General features: G+C 70.5%; 16 protein-coding genes and 1 rRNA gene. 10 read left to right on the forward strand and 7 right to left on the reverse strand.

Annotated elements, in window-relative coordinates; genetic code table 11:
• Positions 1 to 20: 20 nt before the first annotated feature.
• Entirely contained in the window at positions 21 to 1,547 is a 1,527-nt protein-coding gene (locus tag QE392_RS06385; RefSeq protein ID WP_307449617.1) for a CitMHS family transporter, read from the reverse strand.
• Between the two features lie 165 nt (positions 1,548 to 1,712).
• On the opposite strand from QE392_RS06385, the gene QE392_RS06390 reads away from it, so the two are divergent.
• Complete coding sequence (locus QE392_RS06390; protein ID WP_307449621.1) at positions 1,713 to 3,326, forward strand: sensor histidine kinase; 1,614 nt, start codon at positions 1,713 to 1,715, stop codon at positions 3,324 to 3,326.
• Positions 3,323 to 3,973 carry a response regulator gene (locus QE392_RS06395; RefSeq protein WP_307449624.1) on the forward strand — a complete coding sequence of 217 codons (651 nt, stop codon included), beginning with the start codon at positions 3,323 to 3,325 and terminating at the stop codon, positions 3,971 to 3,973. Before QE392_RS06390 ends, QE392_RS06395 begins: the two co-directional genes overlap by 4 nt.
• A 359-nt stretch (positions 3,974 to 4,332) precedes the next feature.
• Here the strand turns inward: QE392_RS06395 and QE392_RS06400 are convergent, their stop codons facing one another.
• Positions 4,333 to 5,616 (reverse strand): alpha-amylase family glycosyl hydrolase, encoded by a 1,284-nt coding sequence (locus QE392_RS06400; RefSeq protein WP_307449629.1) that lies wholly within the window; start codon positions 5,614 to 5,616, stop codon positions 4,333 to 4,335.
• A gap of 187 nt (positions 5,617 to 5,803) precedes the next feature.
• Positions 5,804 to 7,021 (reverse strand): ROK family protein, encoded by a 1,218-nt coding sequence (locus tag QE392_RS06405; protein ID WP_307449632.1) that lies wholly within the window; start codon positions 7,019 to 7,021, stop codon positions 5,804 to 5,806.
• Positions 7,022 to 7,144: 123 nt separating this feature from the next.
• On the opposite strand from QE392_RS06405, the gene QE392_RS06410 reads away from it, so the two are divergent.
• From QE392_RS06410 to QE392_RS06425, 4 genes are read left to right on the forward strand one after another with little or no spacing between them, the layout of a single operon-like run.
• Positions 7,145 to 8,482 (forward strand): ABC transporter substrate-binding protein, encoded by a 1,338-nt coding sequence (locus QE392_RS06410; protein ID WP_307449635.1) that lies wholly within the window; start codon positions 7,145 to 7,147, stop codon positions 8,480 to 8,482.
• Positions 8,479 to 9,393, forward strand: coding sequence for a carbohydrate ABC transporter permease (locus QE392_RS06415; RefSeq protein WP_307449638.1), 915 nt, complete (start codon positions 8,479 to 8,481; stop codon positions 9,391 to 9,393). The genes QE392_RS06410 and QE392_RS06415 overlap by 4 nt, the downstream gene beginning before the upstream one ends.
• Positions 9,390 to 10,307, forward strand: a complete 918-nt coding sequence (locus QE392_RS06420) for a carbohydrate ABC transporter permease (RefSeq protein ID WP_307449644.1) — start codon at positions 9,390 to 9,392, stop codon at positions 10,305 to 10,307. The genes QE392_RS06415 and QE392_RS06420 overlap by 4 nt, the downstream gene beginning before the upstream one ends.
• 28 nt (positions 10,308 to 10,335) lie before the next feature.
• Positions 10,336 to 12,018 (forward strand): glycoside hydrolase family 13 protein, encoded by a 1,683-nt coding sequence (locus QE392_RS06425; protein WP_307449647.1) that lies wholly within the window; start codon positions 10,336 to 10,338, stop codon positions 12,016 to 12,018.
• Positions 12,019 to 12,312: 294 nt separating this feature from the next.
• On the opposite strand, the gene QE392_RS06430 is transcribed toward QE392_RS06425, so the two are convergent.
• The 4 genes from QE392_RS06430 to QE392_RS06445 all read right to left on the reverse strand — a co-directional run bounded on the left by QE392_RS06430 (position 12,313) and on the right by QE392_RS06445 (position 16,192).
• A complete protein-coding gene (locus QE392_RS06430) occupies positions 12,313 to 12,984 on the reverse strand; it encodes a glycosyltransferase family 2 protein (RefSeq protein WP_307449650.1) in 672 nt (223 codons plus the stop codon).
• A 138-nt stretch (positions 12,985 to 13,122) separates the two neighbouring features.
• Positions 13,123 to 14,127, reverse strand: coding sequence for a hypothetical protein (locus QE392_RS06435; RefSeq protein ID WP_307449653.1), 1,005 nt, complete (start codon positions 14,125 to 14,127; stop codon positions 13,123 to 13,125).
• On the reverse strand, positions 14,124 to 15,260 hold the full coding sequence (locus QE392_RS06440; protein WP_307449656.1) for a glycosyltransferase: 1,137 nt from the start codon (positions 15,258 to 15,260) through the stop codon (positions 14,124 to 14,126). Before QE392_RS06440 ends, QE392_RS06435 begins: the two co-directional genes overlap by 4 nt.
• On the reverse strand, positions 15,257 to 16,192 hold the full coding sequence (locus QE392_RS06445) for a hypothetical protein (RefSeq protein ID WP_373426444.1): 936 nt from the start codon (positions 16,190 to 16,192) through the stop codon (positions 15,257 to 15,259). Before QE392_RS06445 ends, QE392_RS06440 begins: the two co-directional genes overlap by 4 nt.
• Before the next feature lie 269 nt (positions 16,193 to 16,461).
• Here QE392_RS06445 and QE392_RS06450 point away from each other — a divergent pair, with 269 nt between their 5' ends.
• The 4 genes from QE392_RS06450 to QE392_RS06465 all read left to right on the forward strand — a co-directional run bounded on the left by QE392_RS06450 (position 16,462) and on the right by QE392_RS06465 (position 21,822).
• Positions 16,462 to 17,403, forward strand: a complete 942-nt coding sequence (locus QE392_RS06450) for a WcbI family polysaccharide biosynthesis putative acetyltransferase (protein WP_307449662.1) — start codon at positions 16,462 to 16,464, stop codon at positions 17,401 to 17,403.
• A complete protein-coding gene (locus QE392_RS06455) occupies positions 17,400 to 18,395 on the forward strand; it encodes a glycosyltransferase (RefSeq protein ID WP_307449665.1) in 996 nt (331 codons plus the stop codon). The genes QE392_RS06450 and QE392_RS06455 overlap by 4 nt, the downstream gene beginning before the upstream one ends.
• On the forward strand, positions 18,392 to 19,729 hold the full coding sequence (locus tag QE392_RS06460; RefSeq protein ID WP_307449668.1) for a glycosyltransferase family 2 protein: 1,338 nt from the start codon (positions 18,392 to 18,394) through the stop codon (positions 19,727 to 19,729). The genes QE392_RS06455 and QE392_RS06460 overlap by 4 nt, the downstream gene beginning before the upstream one ends.
• 571 nt (positions 19,730 to 20,300) lie before the next feature.
• Positions 20,301 to 21,822, forward strand: a 16S ribosomal RNA gene (locus QE392_RS06465).
• Positions 21,823 to 22,211: the final 389 nt, after the last annotated feature.

The following is a 22,211-nucleotide window of genomic DNA, read 5'->3' on the forward strand; positions in this document are numbered from 1 at the left end:
GGGTCCTTCCCATCGCGGTCTCAGCCGAGCAGCGGCACCGCGCCCACCAGCACGCCGACGGCGAGCATGACGAGCGAGACCACCGTCGCGCGCCACAGCACCTTCTTGTGGTGGTCGCCGAGATTCACGCCCGCGAGCGAGACCAGCAGGAGGATGGCGGGCACGAGCGGGCTCTGCAGGTGCACGGGCTGACCGGTGATCGAGGCGCGCGCCATCTCGACCGGGGCGATGCCGTAGTTCGCCGCGCTCTCGGCGAGCACCGGGAGGATGCCGAAGTAGAAGGCGTCGTTCGACATGAAGAACGTGAAGGGGATCGACAGCACGCCGGTGATGACGGCCAGGAACGGGCCCATCGACGACGGGATGACCTGGGTGATCCAGTCGGCCATCGCCGTCACCATGCCCGTGCCGTTCAGCACACCCACCAGCACGCCGGCGGCGAGCACCATCGACACGACCCCGACGATGCTGGGGGCGTGCGCGACGATCTCGTCGGCCTGCCCGCGCAGCTTCGGGAAGTTGACGATGAGGGCGAGCGCTGCGCCGACCATGAAGACGAACGCCAGCGGGAACAGGTCCATCACCAGCAGCACCATGACCGCGACCGTGAGGACGAGGTTGAACCAGATGAGTTTCGGGCGGAGGGTCGCACGGTTGGGGTCGAGCATGGTGTCGGCCATCGCTGTGTCGGCGGCCTCGACGAGCTGCGGGGCGGCGACGGCGTCGCGACCGCCGCGCACGGTGACGATGTTGCCGGTGCGCAGCGACGCCAGGGCGCCGGGCTTGTGCTCCGCGCCGCGGAAAATCTTCGGGGCGCCGAGGCGGCCGAAGCCGCCGGGGCCGTCGAGCTTGGCCGTGTCGATGGAGCCCGCGAGACGCTTGCGCTCGGACAGGCCGAGGAACCAGGCGAACGCGAGCGAGACGACCAGGCCAGCGAGCAGCGAGGGCAGCATCGGCACGAAGACGTCGGTGGGCTGCAGGCCCAGCGCGGTCGCGGCGCGGACGGTCGGGCCGCCCCACGGCACGATGTTGAGCGTGCCGTTCATGAGTCCGGCGACGCAGGTGAGCACCACGGGGCTCATGCCCAGGCGCAGGTACAGCGGCAGCATCGCGGAGGTGGTGATGATGAAGGTCGTCGAGCCGTCGCCGTCGAGCGAGACGGCACCGGCCAGGATGGCCGTGCCCAGCACGATCTTCGCCGGGTCGTCGCCGAGGAAGCGCGTGATCACGCGGATGAGCGGGTCGAACAGTCCGACGTCGATCATGATGCCGAAGTACATGATCGCGAACAGCAGCAGCGCGGCGGTCGGCGCCATCTTGCCGATGGCGTCGATCACCATGTCGCCGAGGCCGAAGCCCGCGCCGGCGATGAGGCCGAACACGGTGGGCACGACGATGAGAGCGACCATCGGGGTCATGCGCCGCGTCATGATGAGGGCCATGAACGACAGGACCATCAGGAAGCCGAGGGCCACGAGCACCCCGTCGGCGGGCGTGTAGGCCACCGGGTACTCGGCGGCTTCGGCCGCAAGGATCAGGGGGGTCATCGCGACTCCTTCGTCGGGACGGGCGCGTCTCTCGCGCTCGATGCGGTGACACTACGGATGCCGGGCGCCCGGCCGCGCGCTTGCTCGCATTGCACGGGGTTATGCGCGTACCGTGTGTTCTGCGCATTTCGCGCACGACGACGTCGCTCGAGCCCGGAGGTGCGCATGCGGTTCGCCACGCGGATGCTCGTCGTGCAGGTCGCCACGCAGGTGACGGTGGTGGCCGTCTGCACCGCGGTCTTCGCCTGGCTCGGCGTGCAGCAGCTGAAAGCCGAGGCCGACTCGTCGGCGCTCAACATCGCCCGCTCGGTCGCCGAGGCTCCGGAGGTGCGCGACCTCGTCGCGGCGTACTCCGCCGACCCCGGCACCCCCGACGCGGCCGACCTGCGCGACGGCGTGCTGCAGCGGTACGCCGCCGACGTCACCCGGCGCACGGAGGGGCTGTTCGTCGTGATCACCGACGATCACGGCATCCGTCTGGCCCACCCCGATCCCGACCGTCTCGGCGAGGTCGTGAGCACGAGCTTCGCCGACGCCCTCGCCGGCCGCGAGGTCGTGACGTGGGAGACCGGGACGCTGGGGGAGTCGGCCCGGGCGAAGGTCCCCGTCTACCCGCCCGACGGCGGCGCACCGGCGGGGGAGGTCAGCGTCGGCTTCGAACGGGCCAGCGTGTTCGACGATCTGCCTGCGCTCGTCGGGGGGATCGCGGTCGCGGTCGCCCTCGCCGTCGCGATCGGGGCGGCGGTGGCCCTGCTCATGCGCCGACGTCTCGAGCGGCTGACCCTCGGCGTGCAACCGGAGGAGCTCGTCGCCCTCGTGCAGACCCAGACCGCCGTGCTCGAGAGCGCCGACGAGGGGGTGCTCGCGCTCGACGACGCCGATGTCGTCCGCGTCAGCACCGCCGCCGCCGAGCGCCTGCTCGGGATCACGGATGCCGTGGGCCGCTCGCTCGCCGACCTCGACCTCCCGCCCGCCGTCGTCGCGGCGCTCGCCGGGGCCGGGGCCGGCACCGGGCTGCCGGTGGGCGACCGGGTCGTCTTCATCGACGTGCGCCCGGTGCGCCGCGGGACGCGCGCCCTCGGCCGTGTCGCCGTGCTGCGAGATCGCACCGTCGTCGCGGCGCTCTCGGGGCGGCTCGACAGCGTCCGCGCGATGGGCGACGCCCTGCGCGTGCAGCGGCACGAGAACGCCAACCGCGTGCACGCGGCGGTCGGCCTGCTCGACGCCGGCCGCGTGGACGAGGCCCGGGCCTTCCTCGCCGACCTCGTCGACCGCGGCTCCGTGGACTGGGCGGTGCCCGGCATCGAGCACGTCGGCGACGCGATGCTGCAGTCCTTCCTCGGGGCGAAGGCCCTCGCCGCCCGCGAGCGCGGGGTGACGCTGCGCGTCTCCGACGACACGTACCTGCGCGGCACCGTCGACGACGTCGAAGATGTGGTGGCCGTGCTGGGGAACCTCATCGACAACGCCGTGACCGCCACGGCATCCGCGCCCGAGCCGCGCGAGGTCGAGGTGGCGGTGCTCGGCGACGGCGACGCCGTCGTGCTGACCGTCGCCGACACGGGTGGCGGGATCGCCGACGTCGATGCGGTCTTCGCCGCCCGGGAACGCGACGACGACCCGGCCGCGATCCACGGTCTCGGCATCGGGCTGCCCCTGTCGCGCGAGTTCGCCCGACGCCGGGGCGGCGACGTGTGGGTCGTCGACCCGGGCGGCGATGGGCGCGGCGCCGTCGTCGCCGCACGTCTGCCGGGGGTTCTGCGCGGAGGAGAAGAATGACCGGCATCCGTGTCCTCGTCGTCGATGACGACTTCCGCGTCGCGGGCCTGCACCGTGACGCCGTCGCGAGCCGCCCCGGCTTCGTCGCGCTCGAACCCGCGCGCACGGTGGGCGAAGCCCGTGCCGCGCTCGCCGCGCACACCCCCGACCTGCTGCTGGCCGACGTCTACCTCCCCGACGGCGACGGGGTGGAGCTCGTGCGCTCGGCGGGCGTCGACGCGTTCGTGCTGTCGGCGGCGACGGATGCCGCGACGGTCCGGCGCGCGTTCACGGCCGGGGCCCTCGCCTACCTCGTGAAGCCGTTCGACACCCGGGTGCTGGTGGAGCGACTCGACCGCTACGCCCGCTACCGCAATCTGCTGACCAGCACGCGGCCGTTGGCGCAGGACGACATCGACCGGGCGGCATCCGTTCTGCGCGGAGAGCGCGAGGGGCCATCGCTGGCCCGCTCGGCGACCGAGCAGACGGTGCTCGCCGCGCTCGGCGACAACGAGGCCTCGGCGACCGAGGTGGCCGAGCGCATCGGCGTCTCGCGCGCGACCGCCCAGCGTCACCTCACGGCGCTCGCCGAGCGCGGGCTGGTGCAGGTGAGCCTGCGCTACGGCTCGACCGGCCGCCCCGAGCACCGCTTCCGCGCGGGCGCCTGAGGTCGGCAGTAAGCCCGACATGTCCCACTTTGTGCCGTTTCGGCCCGCGGTTTCCGCACGTTTCGGGACATCTCCTCCGCGTCTGCAGATCCGGCGCGCAGGCGTGTCCCACTTCGTGCCGTTTCGGCCTGCCGTTTCCGCACGTTTCGGGACATGTCCGTAGCGCCGGCAGATCCGGCGCGCAGACATGTCCCGCTTCGTGCCGCTTCGGCCTGCCGTTTTCGCACGTTTCGGGACATGCCCCTCGCGTCGGCAGATCCGGCGCGCGGCGTGTTCCACTTCGTGCGATCTCGCAGCCCGACCGGCGAACGAAGGGGGACACTCGCCCCCGGGCGCACACGGAACAGGGATGCCGTCGCTCAGGCCTCCAGCACCGCCCATCCGCGAGGCCCCAGGCCGATGCGGCCGGCGGCCACCGACCCGGCGCCCGCGACGACCGCGCGCCCATCGGCGACCGGCAGCGCCACCGGCTCGTCGCCGATGTTCAGCGCCACCACGACGGCATCGTCGCCCACCGCCGTCCGCAGCGCGATCGCGGTGTTGGCGACCTCGATCACGTCGGTGTGCGCCCGCCACAGCCACGGCTTGCGCCGCCGCAGCGCGATGAGGGCCTGATGAGCCTCGAGGATGCGGGCGTCCGCCGAAGCCTCGCCCGGCGTCGCGGGGAACTCTGGCCGCACGGCGTCGTCGCCGCCGAGGCGCTCCTCCTTCACGCCGGTCCAGCCGAACTCGTCGCCGGCGTAGACCGACGGGGTGCCGGCGACCGTGAAGAGCACGGCGACGGCGTGCGGGACGAAGTCCGCGCCCACGGCGGAGGCGATGCGGGTGACGTCGTGGTTGCCGACGAACGTCTGCGGCACGAAGGTGCGCAGCAGCTCGTCGTGCCGCTCGATCGCGTGACTCAGCTCGAACAGATTGCGGTCGGCGATACCGTGCCAGACGCCCTGCCACAGCTCGTACTGCGTGAGGGAGTCCATCGTCGACTCCTCCACGATCCGCGCCGCCTCGCCGTGGATGACCTCGCCGAGGAACCACGCGTCCGGGAACCGTTCGCGCACCCGCGGCAGCACCTCGGCCCAGAACGACGAGGGCACCGCGTATGCGGCATCCAGTCTCCATCCGTCGATGCCGCGCTCGAGCCAGTGGCACATCACCTCGACGACGAGGTCGGCGACGGCGGGGGAGGAGTGATCGAGCGCGACCAGGGCGTCGTGCCCCTCGAACACCTCGGCCTCGAACCGCCCGTCACTCCAGCGTCCGCGGAACCGCTGCGGGCCGCCCTCCGTCAGGTCGCGGAAGGCCGGATGTCCTCGCCCGACGTGGTTGAACACCCCGTCGAGCAGGATCCGGATGCCGCGCTCCCGCGCCGCGGCGACGAGCCGGCCGAAGTCCTCGTCGTCGCCGAGCCGCGGGTCGATGCGGAAGTGGTCGACGGTGTCGTAGCCGTGGGTCTCGGACGCGAACACCGGGCCCAGCAGCAGGCCGTTGAGCCCCAGTGAGATCACGTGGTCGAGCCACGGCTCCAGGCGTTCCAGGCGGTGCGCCGGCGCGGCATCCGGGTCCACGTCGTCCCGGATGGGCGCCCCGACGAATCCGAGCGGGTACACGTGCCACCACATGACGTGTTCGGGCCACGAGGGCATGCGATCTCCTCCGCTCGGCGGGGTCGGCGCCGGGTCTCGTCGACGCTATCCGCCCCCTCCCCGAACCCCCGCCGGGGTTGCGCCGTCCTTCGCTTCGCGTAAGACGCCGCATTCTGTCGCTCGCGCCACCGCCGAAGTGACACTTCCTGGCAGCTCGCGCGGCCCGGGCGGCCGTCGGGTCGAGAGCTCAGGCCCGGGCGCGATCCTCCGGCAGGGCGAACACGTCGAGGTCCAGGGCGTGTGCGCGCGCGGACTCGACGGCGGCGGCGACGGCGCCGATCGAGACGATGTCGGCCCCCAGCGTCGAGGCGACGATCTGCGGCGGCGGCAGGTGCAGCGAGTCGGGGATCGCGGCGACGGCGGCCTCGATGATGGGACCGGCGCCCGCGGCGATGGCCCCCGACACGACGACGCGCTGCACGTCGAAGAGGCTGCCGAAGACGGCCGCCACCCCGGCCAACGCAGGGCCCACGGAGCGCGCGACGGCGAGGGCGCCGGCGTCGCCCGCGGCGGCGAGGTCGAGCACGGTCTTGGCGTCGAGGGTGTCGGCATCCATCCCGGACAACGCGCTCCCGGCGGGAAGGGTTCCGGATGCCAGGGCCTCCCGCGCCGCGTCGACCACTCGGGGTGCGAGTCCCCAGGCGCTGCCCACCCCCTCGACGCGGTCGAAGGCGACCGTCTCTCCGGCGCCGCCGTGCGCGCCCCGCAGCAGGCGGCCGTCGACGCTGATGCCGGCGCCGAAGCGCTCGCCGGCCAGCAGCGCCACGAAGTCGTCGCAGCCGACCGCGGCTCCGTGCGCGCGCTCGGCCACGGCGGCGAGGGTCGCGTCGTTCTCGACACGCACCATCGGAGCCCAGGACGCGAACGAGTCCACGAAATCGGGATTCATGCGCGCCCAGAAGCCGTCGTGGTGCACCGGCGACCGCCCCCGCCTGTCGACCGGGGCGGGGACGCCCACGCAGAGCGCGACGATCTCGGCGCGCGACCGCTTCGCGCGGGTGAGCGTGGCATTTACGACCGCCTCGCCGGCGCGACGACGGCGCGCGGGTGAGTCGAGTTCGGGGTCGACGGCGAGTCGAGAGGTGGCGAGGGTTCCTCCGCGCAGGTCGGCGACGGTGGCGGTGACGTGGCCGCGCCCGGCGTCGATGCCCACGACGACGGCCGCGGTGGACTGGAATGTGAAACGCCGGGCGGGGCGCCCCTTCGAGTACTCGCCTCCGACGCGCGCGTTGGGCAGCTCGGCGAGCAGTCCGCGGGCGGTCAGCTCGTCCAGCACATCGATCGTCGTCGAGCGTGTCAGGCCGACCGCGGCGATGGTGTCGCTCGCGGTGAAGACGTCGGCGTCCCACGCGTGGCGCAGCACCTGATCGAGGTTGTGGCGGCGCAGAGACGGCGCCGCCGTCATAGCATCCCTCGGCACTCTTGACCCCTTCCGGTTCTGCTGCAATACTGCCTGCACGACATTGATTTGGCGAGTAGATTTACTCACCGACACAACATATTCGCAGTGCGGCGGAGGAGGAACCAGGTGTCGACGAAGACCAGAACGGTGCGGCGGTGGGTCGCTGCGACCGCGGTGGGGGTGCTGGGGGCGGCGATGCTCGCCGGCTGCTCCACCGACGGGCGCGAGACGATCCGCTTCACCTTCAGCAAGCGCGAGGCGCTGTCGTTCATGAACGACGTCGTCGCCGAGTACAACGCCTCGCAAGACAGGGTGCGCGTCGAGATGGACAGCTCGGGCGTCGACGTCGTGTCGGCGAGCTTCGTCCGCGGCAATCCGCCCGACATCATGCTCGCCAACTACAACTACGAGACCGCCCGCTTCGTCCAGCGGTGTGCGCTGAGCGATCTCTCGGGTACGACGGCCGCGAGCACGGTGCGCGACGACCTGCAGCCCCTGATGGACCAGTACGGCTCCTGCGAGGGGCGCACCAGCGCGCTGCCCTACTCGGTCATGGCGGCCTCGGTCATCTACAACCAGCAGATCTTCGACCAGTTCGGCCTCGAGGTTCCGACCACGTGGGACGAGCTGCTCCAGGTCTCCGAGACCCTCAAGTCCAACGGCGTCACCCCCTTCTACGGCACCTTCAAAGACGACTGGACCGTCGGTCAGGGCTGGTACGACTACTCCGTGGGCGGATCGCTCGACGTCATCGACTTCTTCGACGCGCTCGCCGCGGAGGGCGACGAGGTCGGGCCGCAATCGCAGGTGTCGTTCGCCAAGGACTTCAGCGAACCGATGGACCGCATGCTCGAGCTCGCCGAGAACTACACGAACCCGGATGCCGAGAGCCGGGCCTACGGCGACGGCAACCTCGCGTTCGCCCAGGGCCAGGCGGCCATGTACCTGCAGGGCCCGTGGGCGCTCGGTGAGATCGCGAAGACCTCGCCCGACCTGCCCGTCGGCACCTTCCCGCTGCCGATGACCGACGACCCCGACGACCTGAAGGTCCGCGTCAACATGGACCTCGCGGCCATCATCCCCGAGGCGTCCCGCCACAAGGATGCCGCCCGCGACTTCCTCGAATACCTGTACCAGCCCGAGGTGATCGAGGCCTACAACGAGTCGCAGCTCGGCTTCGCACCGACCAAGGACGCCCCCTCGCCGAGCGACCCCCGCATCGCGGGAATGGTCCCGTACTACGACGAGGGCCGCATCTACCAGGGCGCCTCGGTGCTCGTGCCCAAGACCATTCCGGTCTTCAACTACGTGCAGGCGATGCTCTTCGGCGCCTCGCCGCAAGCCACCCTGAACACGCTCGACGAGGACTGGTCGCGACTCGCCTTCCGCCAGCCGCCCGCCTCGACCACCGACGCAGCCGCGTCCGCGAGCACCGACGCATCCGGCGAGGAGGCCGCGCGATGAGCACCACGACAACGATCGTCACGGGCGGGAAGGCGGCCGCGCGCCGCAGCACCCGCCGTGTGGAGCCGATCTACTACCTGTTCCTCCTGCCGACGCTCGCGTTGTTCACGCTCGCGATCACGGTGCCCGGCATCATCGGGATCTTCTTCAGCTTCACCGACTCGATCGGCCTCGGGGAGTGGAACTTCACCGGGCTGACGAACTACATCGCGATCTTCAGCGACCCCGCGATCCTGCAGGCCTACCTGTTCACGTTCGGGTTCTCCGTCGCGACGGTCATCGTCGTCAACGTCGCGGCGTTCCTGCTCGCAGTCGGGCTCACGGCGCAGATCCGGTTCAAGAAGGCGCTGCGCACGGTCTTCGTCATCCCGATGGTGATCTCGGGCATCATCATCGCCTACGTCTTCAACTTCCTCTTCAGCAACTCCGTCCCACAGGCCGGAGCGTCGCTCGGCATCCCGTGGCTCGAGACGAGCCTGCTGGCCAACCCCGACCTGGCGTGGGTCGCGATCGTGATCGTCACCGCGTGGCAGGCGATCCCCGGAACGCTGCTGATCTATATCGCGGGCCTGCTCTCCGTGCCCGGCGACGTCTACGAGGCCGCGGGTCTCGACGGGGCGAGCAAGACGCAGCAGCTGTTGCGCATCACGCTGCCGCTCGTCGCCGGCTACGTGGTGATCAACATCATCCTGGGCTTCAAGGGCTTCCTGAACGCCTACGACATCATCGTCGGTCTCACCGGCGGCGGTCCCGGCACCGCGACGCGCAGCGTCGCGATGTCGATCATCCTCGGTTTCAACGGCGGCGACTACGCGTACCAGATGGCCAACGCCGCCCTGTTCTTCATCGTCGCCATCGTCATCTCGCTCCTGCAGCTCTCGCTGACCCGGGGAAGGAACACCCTGTCATGACCGCTCTCAACCAGCCCGCGCTCGCCTTCGAGCAGGCGGAGCTCGCCGTCCCCGCGAAGCAGCGCACCGGCCTCCGCCTCCGCCGCGTCGGCACCGAGCGCATCAACTGGTCGGCAACGACCATCCTGGTGCTCTGCGCCCTGACGGTGCTCCTGCCGCTGTACGTCACCATCTCGATGGCGCTGAAGAGCGGCACCCAGGTCGTCGACGGCAACGCCTTCTCGTTCCCGTCGCCGATCAGCTTCGACGGGTTCGTCCAGGCGTGGACCCTCACGAAGTTCCCCGTGGGACTCGCCGTCTCGCTGCTGGTCACCGCCGGCACGGTCGTGGCGACGATCGTCCTCGCCGCCTTCGCCTCGTACGCCATCGCCCGCAACTGGGACCGCAAGCTCTTCCGGTACTCGTTCTTCTACCTGCTCGCGGCGATGTTCATCCCGTTCCCCGTCGTGGCGCTTCCGCAGATCCAGCTCACCGGCCGTGTCGGGCTCGACAACCCGTTCGGGGTCGTGGTGCTGGCCACGATGTTCCAGCTGAGCTTCAGCGTGCTGCTGTTCACCGCGTTCCTGCGTTCCATCCCGCTCGAGCTCGAAGAGAGCGCGCGCATCGACGGCGCGACGACCTGGCAGACGTTCTGGCGGCTCATCTTCCCGCTCCTGGCCCCGATGAGCGCGACGGTCGGCATCTTCGCGTTCCTCTACGCCTGGAACGACTTCATGATGCCCTCGCTCATCATCAGCGACCCGGCGCTGCAGACCCTGCCGGTGCGCCAGAACCTCTTCCAGACCCAGTTCAGCAACAACTACAACGTCGCCTTCGCCTCCTACCTCATGGCCATGGCCCCCGCGATCGTCGCCTACCTCTTCACCCAGCGATGGGTGATGGCGGGCGTCACGCAGGGTGCCGTCAAGGGCTGACACCGACCACCCCCTCGAAAGGACAACCGTGACCACCGCCGCACCCTCCGTGCAGACCCGCGAGCTCTCCGACGCCCCCGACTGGTGGCGCCAGGCCGTGGTGTACCAGGTGTACCCCCGCAGCTTCGCCGACACCGACGGCGACGGCCTGGGCGACATCAAGGGCATCACCTCGCGCGTGCCGTATCTCGCCGAGCTGGGGGTGGATGCCATCTGGCTCAGCCCCTTCTACCCCTCCGACCTCGCCGACGGCGGCTACGACGTCGCCGACTACCGCGACGTCGACCCCAAGCTCGGCACCCTGGCCGACATGGACGAGCTCATCGCGCAGCTGCACGCCCACGGCATCCGGATCGTGGTCGACATCGTGCCGAATCACACCTCCGACAAGCACGTCTGGTTCCAGGAGGCTCTGGCCGCCGGCCGCGGTTCGGCAGCGCGTGAGCGGTACATCTTCCGCGAGGGCACCGGGGTCGACGGCGCCGAGCCGCCGACCGACTGGGAGTCGCTCTTCGGCGGGTCGGCGTGGGAGCGCGTCGAGGACGGGCAGTGGTACCTGCACAACTTCGACGTCTCGCAGCCCGACCTCAACTGGGACAACCGCGAGGTGCGCGACGACTTCCTCACCACCCTCCGGTTCTGGAGCGACCGCGGTGTCGACGGCTTCCGCATCGACGTGGCGCACATGCTGACCAAGGACCTCACCGAGCCGCTGCCCTCGCGCGCCGAGCTCGCGGCCCTGCCCTTCGACGGCACGCACCCGCTCGTCGACCGCGACGACGTGCACGAGGTCTACGCCGAGTGGCGCGAGGTCTTCAACTCGTACGACCCGCCGCGCACCGCCGTCGCCGAGGCGTGGGTGCACCCCTCGCGCGTGCCGCTGTACGCCAGCGCCGAGAGCCTGGGCCAGGCCTTCAACTTCGACCTGCTTGAGGCCGACTTCGACCCCGCGCAGTTCCGCCGGATCGTCGCCGACAACCTCGCGCTCGCGGCAGAGTCGGGCTCGTCGACCACGTGGGTGCTGTCGAACCACGACGTGGTACGCCACGCCACACGCTACGGGCTCCCGGATGCCGAGCGCGGCGCCGACGGTCGCCCCACGCTCAAGCACGGCAACGAGTGGCTGCTGTCCGGCGGCGAGACCCCCGTGCTCGACACGGCTCGCGGCGAGCGTCGCGCCCGCGCGGCGGCGACCTTCGTGCTGGGCCTGCCGGGTTCGGCCTACCTGTACCAGGGCGAGGAGCTGGGCCTGCACGAGGTGGCCGAGATCCCCGACGCCGACCGGCAGGACCCCACGTTCTTCCGCAGCCCCGGCATCGACCAGGGCCGTGACGGATGCCGCGTGCCGCTGCCCTGGAGCGCCGACGGCTCCGCGTTCGGCTTCGGCGAGGGCGGTGCTCACCTGCCGCAGCCGGAGTGGTTCGCCTCGTACGCCGTGGACGTGCAGGACGGCGACCCCGCCTCGACCCTGTCGCTGTACCGCCGCGCGCTCGACCTGCGCCACGAGCTGCAGAGCGCCGAGCAGCTGCAGTGGATCGACGCCGGGCGCGACGACGTCGTGGCGTTCGAGCGTCCGGGTGGGTGGACGGTGGTCACGAACTTCGGCACCGAGCCGGCCGAGCTTCCCGCCGGCGAAGTGCTGCTGTCGAGCAGCCCGCTCGAGGGTGACGACCTGCCCGGCGAGACGACGGTCTGGCTCCGAAGCGCCTGATCGCGCGCGAGTCCCGGCGCCCCGCGCGCCGGGACTCGTGGGAGCTGTGCCGGCCCCGGTGTCGCTGGCGCGCGCCGCGGCCTCCGGGTCCGTGCGGGGCGCCGGAGCCTCCGGGCCCATACGGGCACGCGCCGGAGCTTCCCGCCCCGTGCGGGCGCCCGTATCCGCCCGACAGCCCCGTGAGTGTCCGAAGCATCCGGACGAATCTCCGGATGGCCCGGGCGCTTCGAACACTCGCCGGCCCTGCTCGCGGCCGTTGCAGCACTGACCGCGGGCACCGCCGCGCCGCGCGGATCAGCCCACCCGCACCCAGCCCTCGCCGCGCCGCTCGATCGCGCCGGCCGCGGCGAAGGCCTCGAGCCACCCGCCCATCGGCCACGTGCCCCACCGCTCGGCGAATGTGCCGCCGTTGCGCAGGATGGCGTCGAGGTGCTGCCACGGGGGAGAAGACACCGGATGCCACTGGTGGTAGGCGTCCGCGCCGCCCACCCATCGCATCTCGACGTCGTTCGCGCGTGCCGTCCAGGCGAGGTCGGTGTCCTCCGCGCCGTACCCCTCGTAGCCAGGGTGGAAGCCGCCGATGCGGTACCAGGTCGCCGGGGTCACGGCGAACGACAGCGACCAGAACAGGTTGTACTCCGAGGCCGTCGCGGCGCGCGTCTCGCCGGGCGGCAGCGCCGGCCGCGCGCGGTGCGGACGGGTGAGGAAGGGCAGGTCGGCGGCTTGTTCGGGTCGCTGGACGCTCGCGAGGTAGGTCACCGCGCCGGCGAGCAGCGCCTCGGGATGCGCGTGCGCCGCCGCGCGGTACCCGGCCAGCAGGGCCGGTCCGGGCAGACAGTCCACGTCGAGGAACACCAGCAGCTCGGCTCCCGCATCGATCGCCCTCGCGGCCGCCTGATTGCGCCCCTCGCCGACGCGGAATCCGTGGGGGCCCCGGCGGCACGTGCAGGCTGAGGGTCCCGGCATCCCGGATGTCGTCCGGCGGCGTCTCGTCGAGCCACGCCTCCACCCGCACGATGTCGTCGGCCACCTCGGCGAGGACGCGCCGTTGGCGCTCGAGGTGCTCTCGGCGGGCGGTCGAGGCGACCGTGATCACGGCGGTCCTCACGGCGCGGTTCCCTGGATCGCGGCGGCCATCCGCCGGGCGGCACCGGCGGTTCGCCACCGTGCCCACTCGGGGGTGTCGTCGGCCGCCCGCTCGACCAGGTCGGCCAGCTCGGTGGGGCTGATGTCGTCGTCGGCCCGCCGGGCGAGACCCCAGCGCGCCAGGGCCTCGGCGGTCGCCCGCTGCTCGTCGAAGGGGCGGTCCTGCGCGATCACGACGCACCGGGCTCCGGATGCCGCCACGTCGGCGACGCTGTTCTGTCCGGCGGCGGTGACGACCACCGTGCACCGCGTGAGCAGCTGCCAGGGATCGTCGACGCGCGAGGCGTCGTCGTGCCCGACGGAGGTGACCGTCCATCCCCGTTCGGTGAGGAGTCGGACGCTCGCCTCGCGCACGTCCGGGGGGAGCACGCGCCCGAGGAACAGCACGTGCCGCTCGTCGACCCGGTCCGGGGCGGGCCTTCCGTCGAAGCGGGAGATGCCGCCCGTCCACGTCACCCGCTCGACGTGCGGGTCGAGACCGGGGCTCGGCACGGCGCCCTGCGTCCAGGGCGCGATGATCCGGTCGGCCAGGTCGTACGCGAGCACGTGCGCGGGGTCGGTCCGCATGCCGGGCTGCGTGACGGCGACCGTGCGCAGCCCCAGCAGGCGCGCGAAGGCGACGACCTCCGCGCTGACGTCGACGACGAAGCCGTCCAGCGCCCGCTCCGCGGCGATCGTCGCGATCGTCGCGAGCCGTCGCCGGTGCCAGGGGTGCCCGATCGGCGCCCAGTGCAGTCGGCCGCGGACCGTCGGGTCGGCGTCGCGCGGATCGACCCGCGTCCCGTCCGCCGCTTCGAACGCGTCGGCGTCGGGCGGGAGGACCACCCATTCCTCCTCGGACCCGAGACCGTCGGGCCGGGGCATGGACGACAGCGCGATCACCGGCTCGCTCAGGTGCGGCTGCACCGCCAGAAACCGTGCGACGTGACCGAAACCGTGGTGGTGGATGTACCAGCCGATCACCACGACACCGCCGGCACGCGCCGTGCGGCGACGGGCTGAGCGGTGTGGGCCAGCACGCGTTCCACTTCGCGATAGCGCTGGGCGAGGGAGTGCTGGCGCACCGCCGCCCGCCGCGTCCGGGCCCGAGTGAGCGGCTCGCGCGCGCCTTCCGCGGCGAGCTCGGCCGCCGCCTTGCCCAGCGCGACGACGTCGCCGGGCATGACCGTCGCCGATCCCGGCATCCCGGCCAGCACCTCCGACACCCCGCCGATGTCGAAAGCGGCGACCGGTGTGCCGGTGGCGAGGGCCTCGGCGATGACGAGCCCGAACGGCTCCTCCCACATGGGCGTGACCAGGGCGACGGCGGATGATCCCACCAGGCGGCACAGGTCGGGCTGCCGCAGCGGCCCGACATAACGCGCGTGCACGCCCAGGCGCGGAACGATCTCCTGTTCGAAGTAGTCCACGTCGCCGATCCGCCCGGCCAGCACGATGTGCGCCCCGGCCGAGCGGGCGGCCTCAATGGCCAGGTGGGGGGCCTTCTCCGGCACGACGCGACCCGACCAGACCCATGACGCCCCGCCGTCGCCCCGCGTCCACTGGTCGGTGTCGATGCCGTTGGGGAACACGAACGCGTCGACCCCCTCGCGCGACCACGCGCGGGCGGTCGCCTGGCTGACGGCGACGAACCGGTGCGGACTGTCGCGCACCTCCGCCGCCGCCTCGAGCATCGGCTCGAGCGGCGGGGTGTGCAGGGTCGTGACGACGGGGATGTCCGCGGCACGGCTCCAGCGGATCGGCGCCGGGTGCAGGCTGTGGTTGTCCACGACGTCGTACAGGTGGCGGTCGACGATCAGGCGGTCGAGGGCGGCGTCATAGGCCGCGTCGACGGCGGCAGCGTACCCCTCCGGGTATTCGGTGTCGGATGACTCCTCGGGGCGCATCCACTCGGGGACGGGCAAACGGAACTCCGGCACGTCGCCGAGGTAGTCCGATCCCTCCGCCGCGCACAGAGCCACCTCGTGGCCGCGGGCGCGCAGCCACCGCACGCGGTCCCAGACACAGGCTTCCAGCCCGCCGGCGTGGGGCTGGCGGAGCGGATAGCGCGACGGGGCGACGACGAGCACCCGCAGCGGACGCATCGCGCGGATCACGCGGCCGCCTCCTGCGCGAGTGCGCGGCGGTACACCGCGAGGTGTGCCGCCCGCACGGCGTCGAGTTCCGCGCGGCGTTCCGCGCGTCGACGCTCCACCTCGCCGGCGCGCGCCGGCGAACCCGGGGTGGACCACGCCGGCTCCGTGGCATCCCGGATCGCCCGCGCGAGGGAGACGGGGTCGCCGAGATCGAAAGAGTGGAAGTCGCCCGGATGCTGCGCCGCGATGTGACCGACGCGGGTGCTGACGATCGGGACGGCCAGGTCGTAGCAGAGTTCCGCCCAGCCGGACTGCGTGCCGTGGGTGTACGGCAGCACGCACGCGTCGAGATCGGCGAGCCAAGACGCCAGCGCCTCGTCGTCGAGGCGGGGTCCGCGCTCCACCGTGACGCCGTCGGCGCCCTCGGCGAGCACGTCGATGGATGCCGCGGACTCCGCGTCGCGGACCCGCTCGTTCATCCGCACGACGGCTTCGATCCGTGCACCCTGGGCGCGGAGGTCCGCGATGGCGCGCACGAGCGTGGCCGTCGTCCCCACCCCGTCGATGTTGGGTCGGAGGTCGCGCAGATGGACCCCCACGCGCACGGTGTCGCGGGCGACGCCGGTCGGGCGGGCTGCGTCGCCGAGCAGCGTCGGGTGCGCGATGACGGCGACGGGCCGGTGCGCGATCCCCTCGACCTCGGCGCCGGCGGTGTCCGTGAGGGCGATCATCTCGTCCGCCCCCGCTGCCAGCACGGCGACGGAAGAGCGGTGATCGTCCTGCGCGCGCAGCTGCGGGTTCTCCAGGTCGTGCACGGTGTACACCAGAGGCCGTCCGAGGCGGTGGAGCGCGGCGACCGTGGCCCGCAGCTCGTCCGGGCTGTAGGACTCGATGCCGAAGTGCACGTGGACCAGGTCGAAGTCGCCCGCATGCGCGGCGAGCCAGTCGGGCAACAGCACCTGTGGCGGCCACCACTGCCCGTCCGGGGCGCCCGGCGGCGCGGGATCCGCGAGGAGCTGGATGTGATCGGGATCGCTGATCGCACGGACATACGGGTGGGCCGACGGAACGGCCGCAATCCGAAGCGGGGGGACGGTGATGTCGACGATCTTTCTCCTCCTCGTGCGTTGATGGCGTGGCGTGCGCGTACCGCATCGCCAGGCACATCGCAATGCAACGGGGCGGTTGGGACGACGATGACACCGACGGATACCTTCACATCATGAGCGGCGAGACCGACCGGCTGGGAAGCCTTGCGGACCACGGCGAGGCGGTGATAGCGCGCCGCCGGCACTATGCCGAATTCTTCGGCGAAGCGCCGCTTCCCGACGGTTTTGGCCTGGTCGTGGGCAATTGTCAGGCGGAATCGCTTCGGCTGGTGATCGCGTCCGACGCCCTCCCGGCCATCCGCGTCCCCGCCGTTCACGAACTCACCGCCGACGACGCGGTCCGCCTGCACGAGATCCTCACGACGGCGTCGTTCCTCGTCGCGCAGCCCATTCGCGACGACTACCGCGGTCTTCCGCTGGGCACCGCCCAGCTCCGCGCCTCGCTGCCCGCGGGGGCACCGCTGGTGACCGTTCCCGCAGTGCGTTTCGCGGGTCTGCACCCGTTCCAGGCGGTGCTGCGCCTGCCCGCCTTCCCCGAAGATCCGCCGCTGGTGGCGTACCACGATGTGCGGATCGTCGCGGAGGCGGCCGGCATCGTCGTCGCCGCCGAACTGCCTCGTGCCGAGGTGCACGCGATCGCCGACGCGTCGGTCGCAGAGCTGCGCCGCCGCGAGGGTCTCGGCCTCGACATCGCGGCATCCGATCTCTTCGCACCCGTCGTCGAAGACCTCGCCCGCACCGTGAACCACCCCGGCAACGCCCTCTTCCTGCCGCTCGGGGAACGCCTCGTCGCCGCCCTCGGCGCGCCGGGTCGCGTCGTGGACCCGGGCCGGCCGATCCTCGCGGGTGTCCGCGCGCCCCTGGAGAGCTGGGTCGTCGACGCCTGGGACCTGGATGCCGCGCCCCGCCCCGACTGGATCGTCGCCGGCGAGACCCTCCCCGCCGAGACCGTGCGCGAGGCGCATCTGGCGTACTACGCCGAACGCCCCGACCTGCTCGCCGCGGTGGTGGCCCGCATCCAGCCGCTCCTGCGCATCTGGGCGGCCGCCGCATGACCTCGACCGCGATCCCGGATGCCATCCCGCCCGTCCTCCTCGTCCATCCGGGCCCGCACGGCGTCGCCGTCTACGCGCGCGAGATCGCGGCGGAGGTCGTCCGGCAGCGAGCGGCGACGCGGTTGACGACCCCCGATGCGCTCGCCGCCCTCCCCGCGGGCACGCCGCTGCACGCGCACGTGACCGACCGCTTGTGGGGGTCCTCGCCCGAGGAGGCCACGCGCGCGCTCGTGGTCCTCGCGCGTCGGCACCCGCTGACGTTGACGCTGCACGACGTGCCGCAGGCCTCCGACGGCGAGCGGAACCGCCCCCGCCGTCGGGCGTTCTACCGGGAGGTGGTGGAGTCGGCCCGCGCCGTGGCCGTCAACAGCGCGCACGAGCGGGAGCTCCTCCGCGAGGAGGGGGTGTGGCGCGGCCCCGTCGCGATCGTCCCGCTCCCCGTCGAGACGGCGGAGCCCTCGGCATCCGTCGCGGACGACGAGTCGGTCGGCGTGCTCGGGTACTTCTACCCCGGCAAGGGGCATGACGAGGCGCTCGCCGCGACGGTCGCGGCCGGGATGACGCGGATGGCGGTGCTCGGCCGCGCCTCCGACGGGCACGCGGCCGACCTCGACGCCTTCGTCCGCCGGGCCGCCGGCGCCGGCGTCGCGGTGGAGGTGACCGGGTGGCTCGACGATGCCGAGATGACGGCGCGGGCGCGTCGCGTCGCCGTTCCCGTGATCGCCCACCGCCACGTGTCGGCGTCGGGGTCTCTCGCCTCGTGGATCGGCTGGGGCCGCCGGCCCCTCGCCGTGCGCAACCGGTACATCGACGAGATGGCCGCGCTCCGCCCCGGCACTCTTCGGGTGGTCGAACCCGAGGAGCTCGCCGGCGAGGTCGCGGCTGCACGGATCGACCCCTCCGCGACGTGGCACGGCGTCGCCCCCATCCCGTTCGGGCGGGCCGACGCGGCCGCCGCGTATCTGCGCTGGTGGGCGGAGGTCGTCCGATGAACGCCGGCATTCCCGGTTGGAACGACCGGATGCCGTGGGTGCCCGGCAACCGCTGGGATCTCCTGGCCGACCGCCATCCCGAGCCTCCGCGGGTCAGCGTCGTCGTCACGCACTACGACCAACCGCGGGAGCTCGCGCGGACCCTTGCGGCGCTTCGTCACCAGGACCACCCGGCCGACCGCCTCGAGATCATCGTCGCCGACGACGGGTCGCCGACCCCACCTGTCGTGCCCGACGGCATCCGCCTCGTGCGCCAGGAGGATCGGGGATTCCGCGCCGCGGCCGCTCGCAACCTGGGCGCCGCCGCCGCGACGGGCGAGGTCCTGTGCTTCCTCGACGCCGACACCGCACCCGAGCCCGCCTACATCCGTCGGTTGACGCGGCTGCCCGCGCTGCTGCCGGAGGCCGTGACAGTGGGGCGGCGACGTCACGCCGACCTGGCGGGGTTGGATGCCGACGTGCCCGTGGCCGAGGCCGGCCCGGCGCACGAACTGCCCGAGCCCGCATGGCTGCGCGATGCGTACGCGCGCAGCGAGAACCTCCTGCACGCCGACGACCGCTCCTACCGCTACGTGATCAGCGCGGTTCTGGCGTGCTCCCGCGCGTTCTTCGACGAGGTCGGCGGCTTCGACGAGTCGTTCTCGTCGTACGGGGGAGAGGACTGGGAGTGGGCGCACCGCGCGTGGCAGGCGGGCGCCGTCCTGGCCCATGTCCCGGATGCCGTCGCCTGGCACGACGGACCGGACTGGGCGGGCAGGCCGGCCGCGGACCGTGCGCGCGAGGGCAATCGGCAATCGCTCCTGCTGGCCCAGATGATCCCAGTCCACGGATCACGTGGGCGGGGGCTGCTCCCCACTACCCCCGACCTCGTCGTCCATCTCCCCGAGGGCGTCCCGCCGGCGGCGCTGTTCGTGTGCGTCGATTCTCTTCTGGCCGCGTTCCCCCTCGCCACGGTGATCGTCCCGTCGACAGCGACGACGTCGCCGGTGCTCACCGACCCGCGGGTTCGTCTGCGTGCCGAAGGGGTCGAACCCGACGCGCGGGTGACCCTGATCCTCGAGCGGGCGCTGGTGATCACGGATGCCGCACCCCTCGCTGCCGAACTCTCCTCCCTGGGGCAGGGCGAGGTGGGCATCCTGCGGCTGCTGAGCGCAGACGGATCCCGCGTCGCCGTGGCACGGTCCCGGCGTGCGCGGCGTCGCGCAGATCGCTGGGGGGACGGGGTGGGCTTCGCTGAGAAGGCGTCGACACCGGCCGGGGTGCACGTCCTCCGCGACGAGCCGCACGTCGAGGCGTGGGTCGGGGGCTGGGGAGGTCCGGAACGGTTCACGTGAGGGCCTCGCGCCACGCAGGGGTCGCTCTGTGCCAGGTGGATGCCGCCGACCCGGCGACACGCCCGGGATGTGCCTCGATTGGCCAGGTGCGTTCATCGCACGTAATGTTTTACCTGTTCGCCCCACAGGGGAGAGCGGAGCGGCCGGAAGGCCCCGCGTCCTCTCAAGTGGTGAACCACTCCCAACAACAACTCTTGAGAGTTTCCACTCTCTGGACTACAGTTGGGATCCTGCCACTCGGCGCACATCCCAGTTCAAGACCCCCTTCTCGGAGGGTTTTCGTGCTGCGAGATCGCCGATCGTGGCAACGAAGGTAGTGAACTGCCTCACGGGTAGGTCGAGAGATCGTTTCTGTGGGTGCGTCCGTTCCTTGAGAACTCAACAGCGTGCACTTGTCAAATGCCAATTTATTCCTCGTCGGTCTGACTTTTGTTGGATTGCGAGAAATTCCTTTGGATCAAAGACCAATCCTTTTGGGGGTTGGCGATGGATACGTCAGTAATGATGTTTCTCTTTGGTCAGTTTCGAACTCGCTGCGGTCGCCGTTTTCCCGGTGGTTGTGGTTTTTTCTTTTACGGAGAGTTTGATCCTGGCTCAGGATGAACGCTGGCGGCGTGCTTAACACATGCAAGTCGAACGGTGAAGCCAAGCTTGCTTGGTGGATCAGTGGCGAACGGGTGAGTAACACGTGAGCAACCTGCCCTGGACTCTGGGATAAGCGCTGGAAACGGTGTCTAATACTGGATATGAGGCGTGATCGCATGGTCATGTTTGGAAAGATTTTTCGGTCTGGGATGGGCTCGCGGCCTATCAGCTTGTTGGTGAGGTAATGGCTCACCAAGGCGTCGACGGGTAGCCGGCCTGAGAGGGTGACCGGCCACACTGGGACTGAGACACGGCCCAGACTCCTACGGGAGGCAGCAGTGGGGAATATTGCACAATGGGCGGAAGCCTGATGCAGCAACGCCGCGTGAGGGATGACGGCCTTCGGGTTGTAAACCTCTTTTAGCAGGGAAGAAGCGTGAGTGACGGTACCTGCAGAAAAAGCGCCGGCTAACTACGTGCCAGCAGCCGCGGTAATACGTAGGGCGCAAGCGTTATCCGGAATTATTGGGCGTAAAGAGCTCGTAGGCGGTTTGTCGCGTCTGCTGTGAAATCCCGAGGCTCAACCTCGGGTCTGCAGTGGGTACGGGCAGACTAGAGTGCGGTAGGGGAGATTGGAATTCCTGGTGTAGCGGTGGAATGCGCAGATATCAGGAGGAACACCGATGGCGAAGGCAGATCTCTGGGCCGTAACTGACGCTGAGGAGCGAAAGGGTGGGGAGCAAACAGGCTTAGATACCCTGGTAGTCCACCCCGTAAACGTTGGGAACTAGTTGTGGGGACCATTCCACGGTTTCCGTGACGCAGCTAACGCATTAAGTTCCCCGCCTGGGGAGTACGGCCGCAAGGCTAAAACTCAAAGGAATTGACGGGGACCCGCACAAGCGGCGGAGCATGCGGATTAATTCGATGCAACGCGAAGAACCTTACCAAGGCTTGACATACACCAGAACACCGTAGAAATACGGGACTCTTTGGACACTGGTGAACAGGTGGTGCATGGTTGTCGTCAGCTCGTGTCGTGAGATGTTGGGTTAAGTCCCGCAACGAGCGCAACCCTCGTTCTATGTTGCCAGCACGTAATGGTGGGAACTCATGGGATACTGCCGGGGTCAACTCGGAGGAAGGTGGGGATGACGTCAAATCATCATGCCCCTTATGTCTTGGGCTTCACGCATGCTACAATGGCCGGTACAAAGGGCTGCAATACCGTGAGGTGGAGCGAATCCCAAAAAGCCGGTCCCAGTTCGGATTGAGGTCTGCAACTCGACCTCATGAAGTCGGAGTCGCTAGTAATCGCAGATCAGCAACGCTGCGGTGAATACGTTCCCGGGTCTTGTACACACCGCCCGTCAAGTCATGAAAGTCGGTAACACCTGAAGCCGGTGGCCCAACCCTTGTGGAGGGAGCCGTCGAAGGTGGGATCGGTAATTAGGACTAAGTCGTAACAAGGTAGCCGTACCGGAAGGTGCGGCTGGATCACCTCCTTTCTAAGGAGCATCTGGCACTCGGGGTTCTTCGGGATCGTGGGTGTCCAGGCGCCAGGTCAGCACCGAATGTGTGCTGCTGGTTAGCTCATGGGTGGAACATTTGACGAGGCCTTTTTGGTGGGGGTTTCTGCTTAGTACATCACTTCGGTGGTCGGAACGGTGGGGGCTCACGCTGGTGGGGCGTGCACGCTGTTGGGTCCTGAGGGGCCGGGCGCTGATCGCGCTAGTCGGAAGGCTGGGGTGGTTGGTGTTTGTTCCTCTTGGGCCTGTTCTGGTGCCGGTGTTCCGGTGGCTGGGGTGGGTTCCGCCCGTACTTTGAGAACTACACAGTGGACGCGAGCATCTTCCATGCAACTCTTTGGGGTTGTGTGGTGAAGATGATCTTAAAG

The sequence above is a fragment of the Microbacterium proteolyticum genome (assembly GCF_030818075.1).
GTDB lineage: Bacteria > Actinomycetota > Actinomycetes > Actinomycetales > Microbacteriaceae > Microbacterium > Microbacterium proteolyticum_A.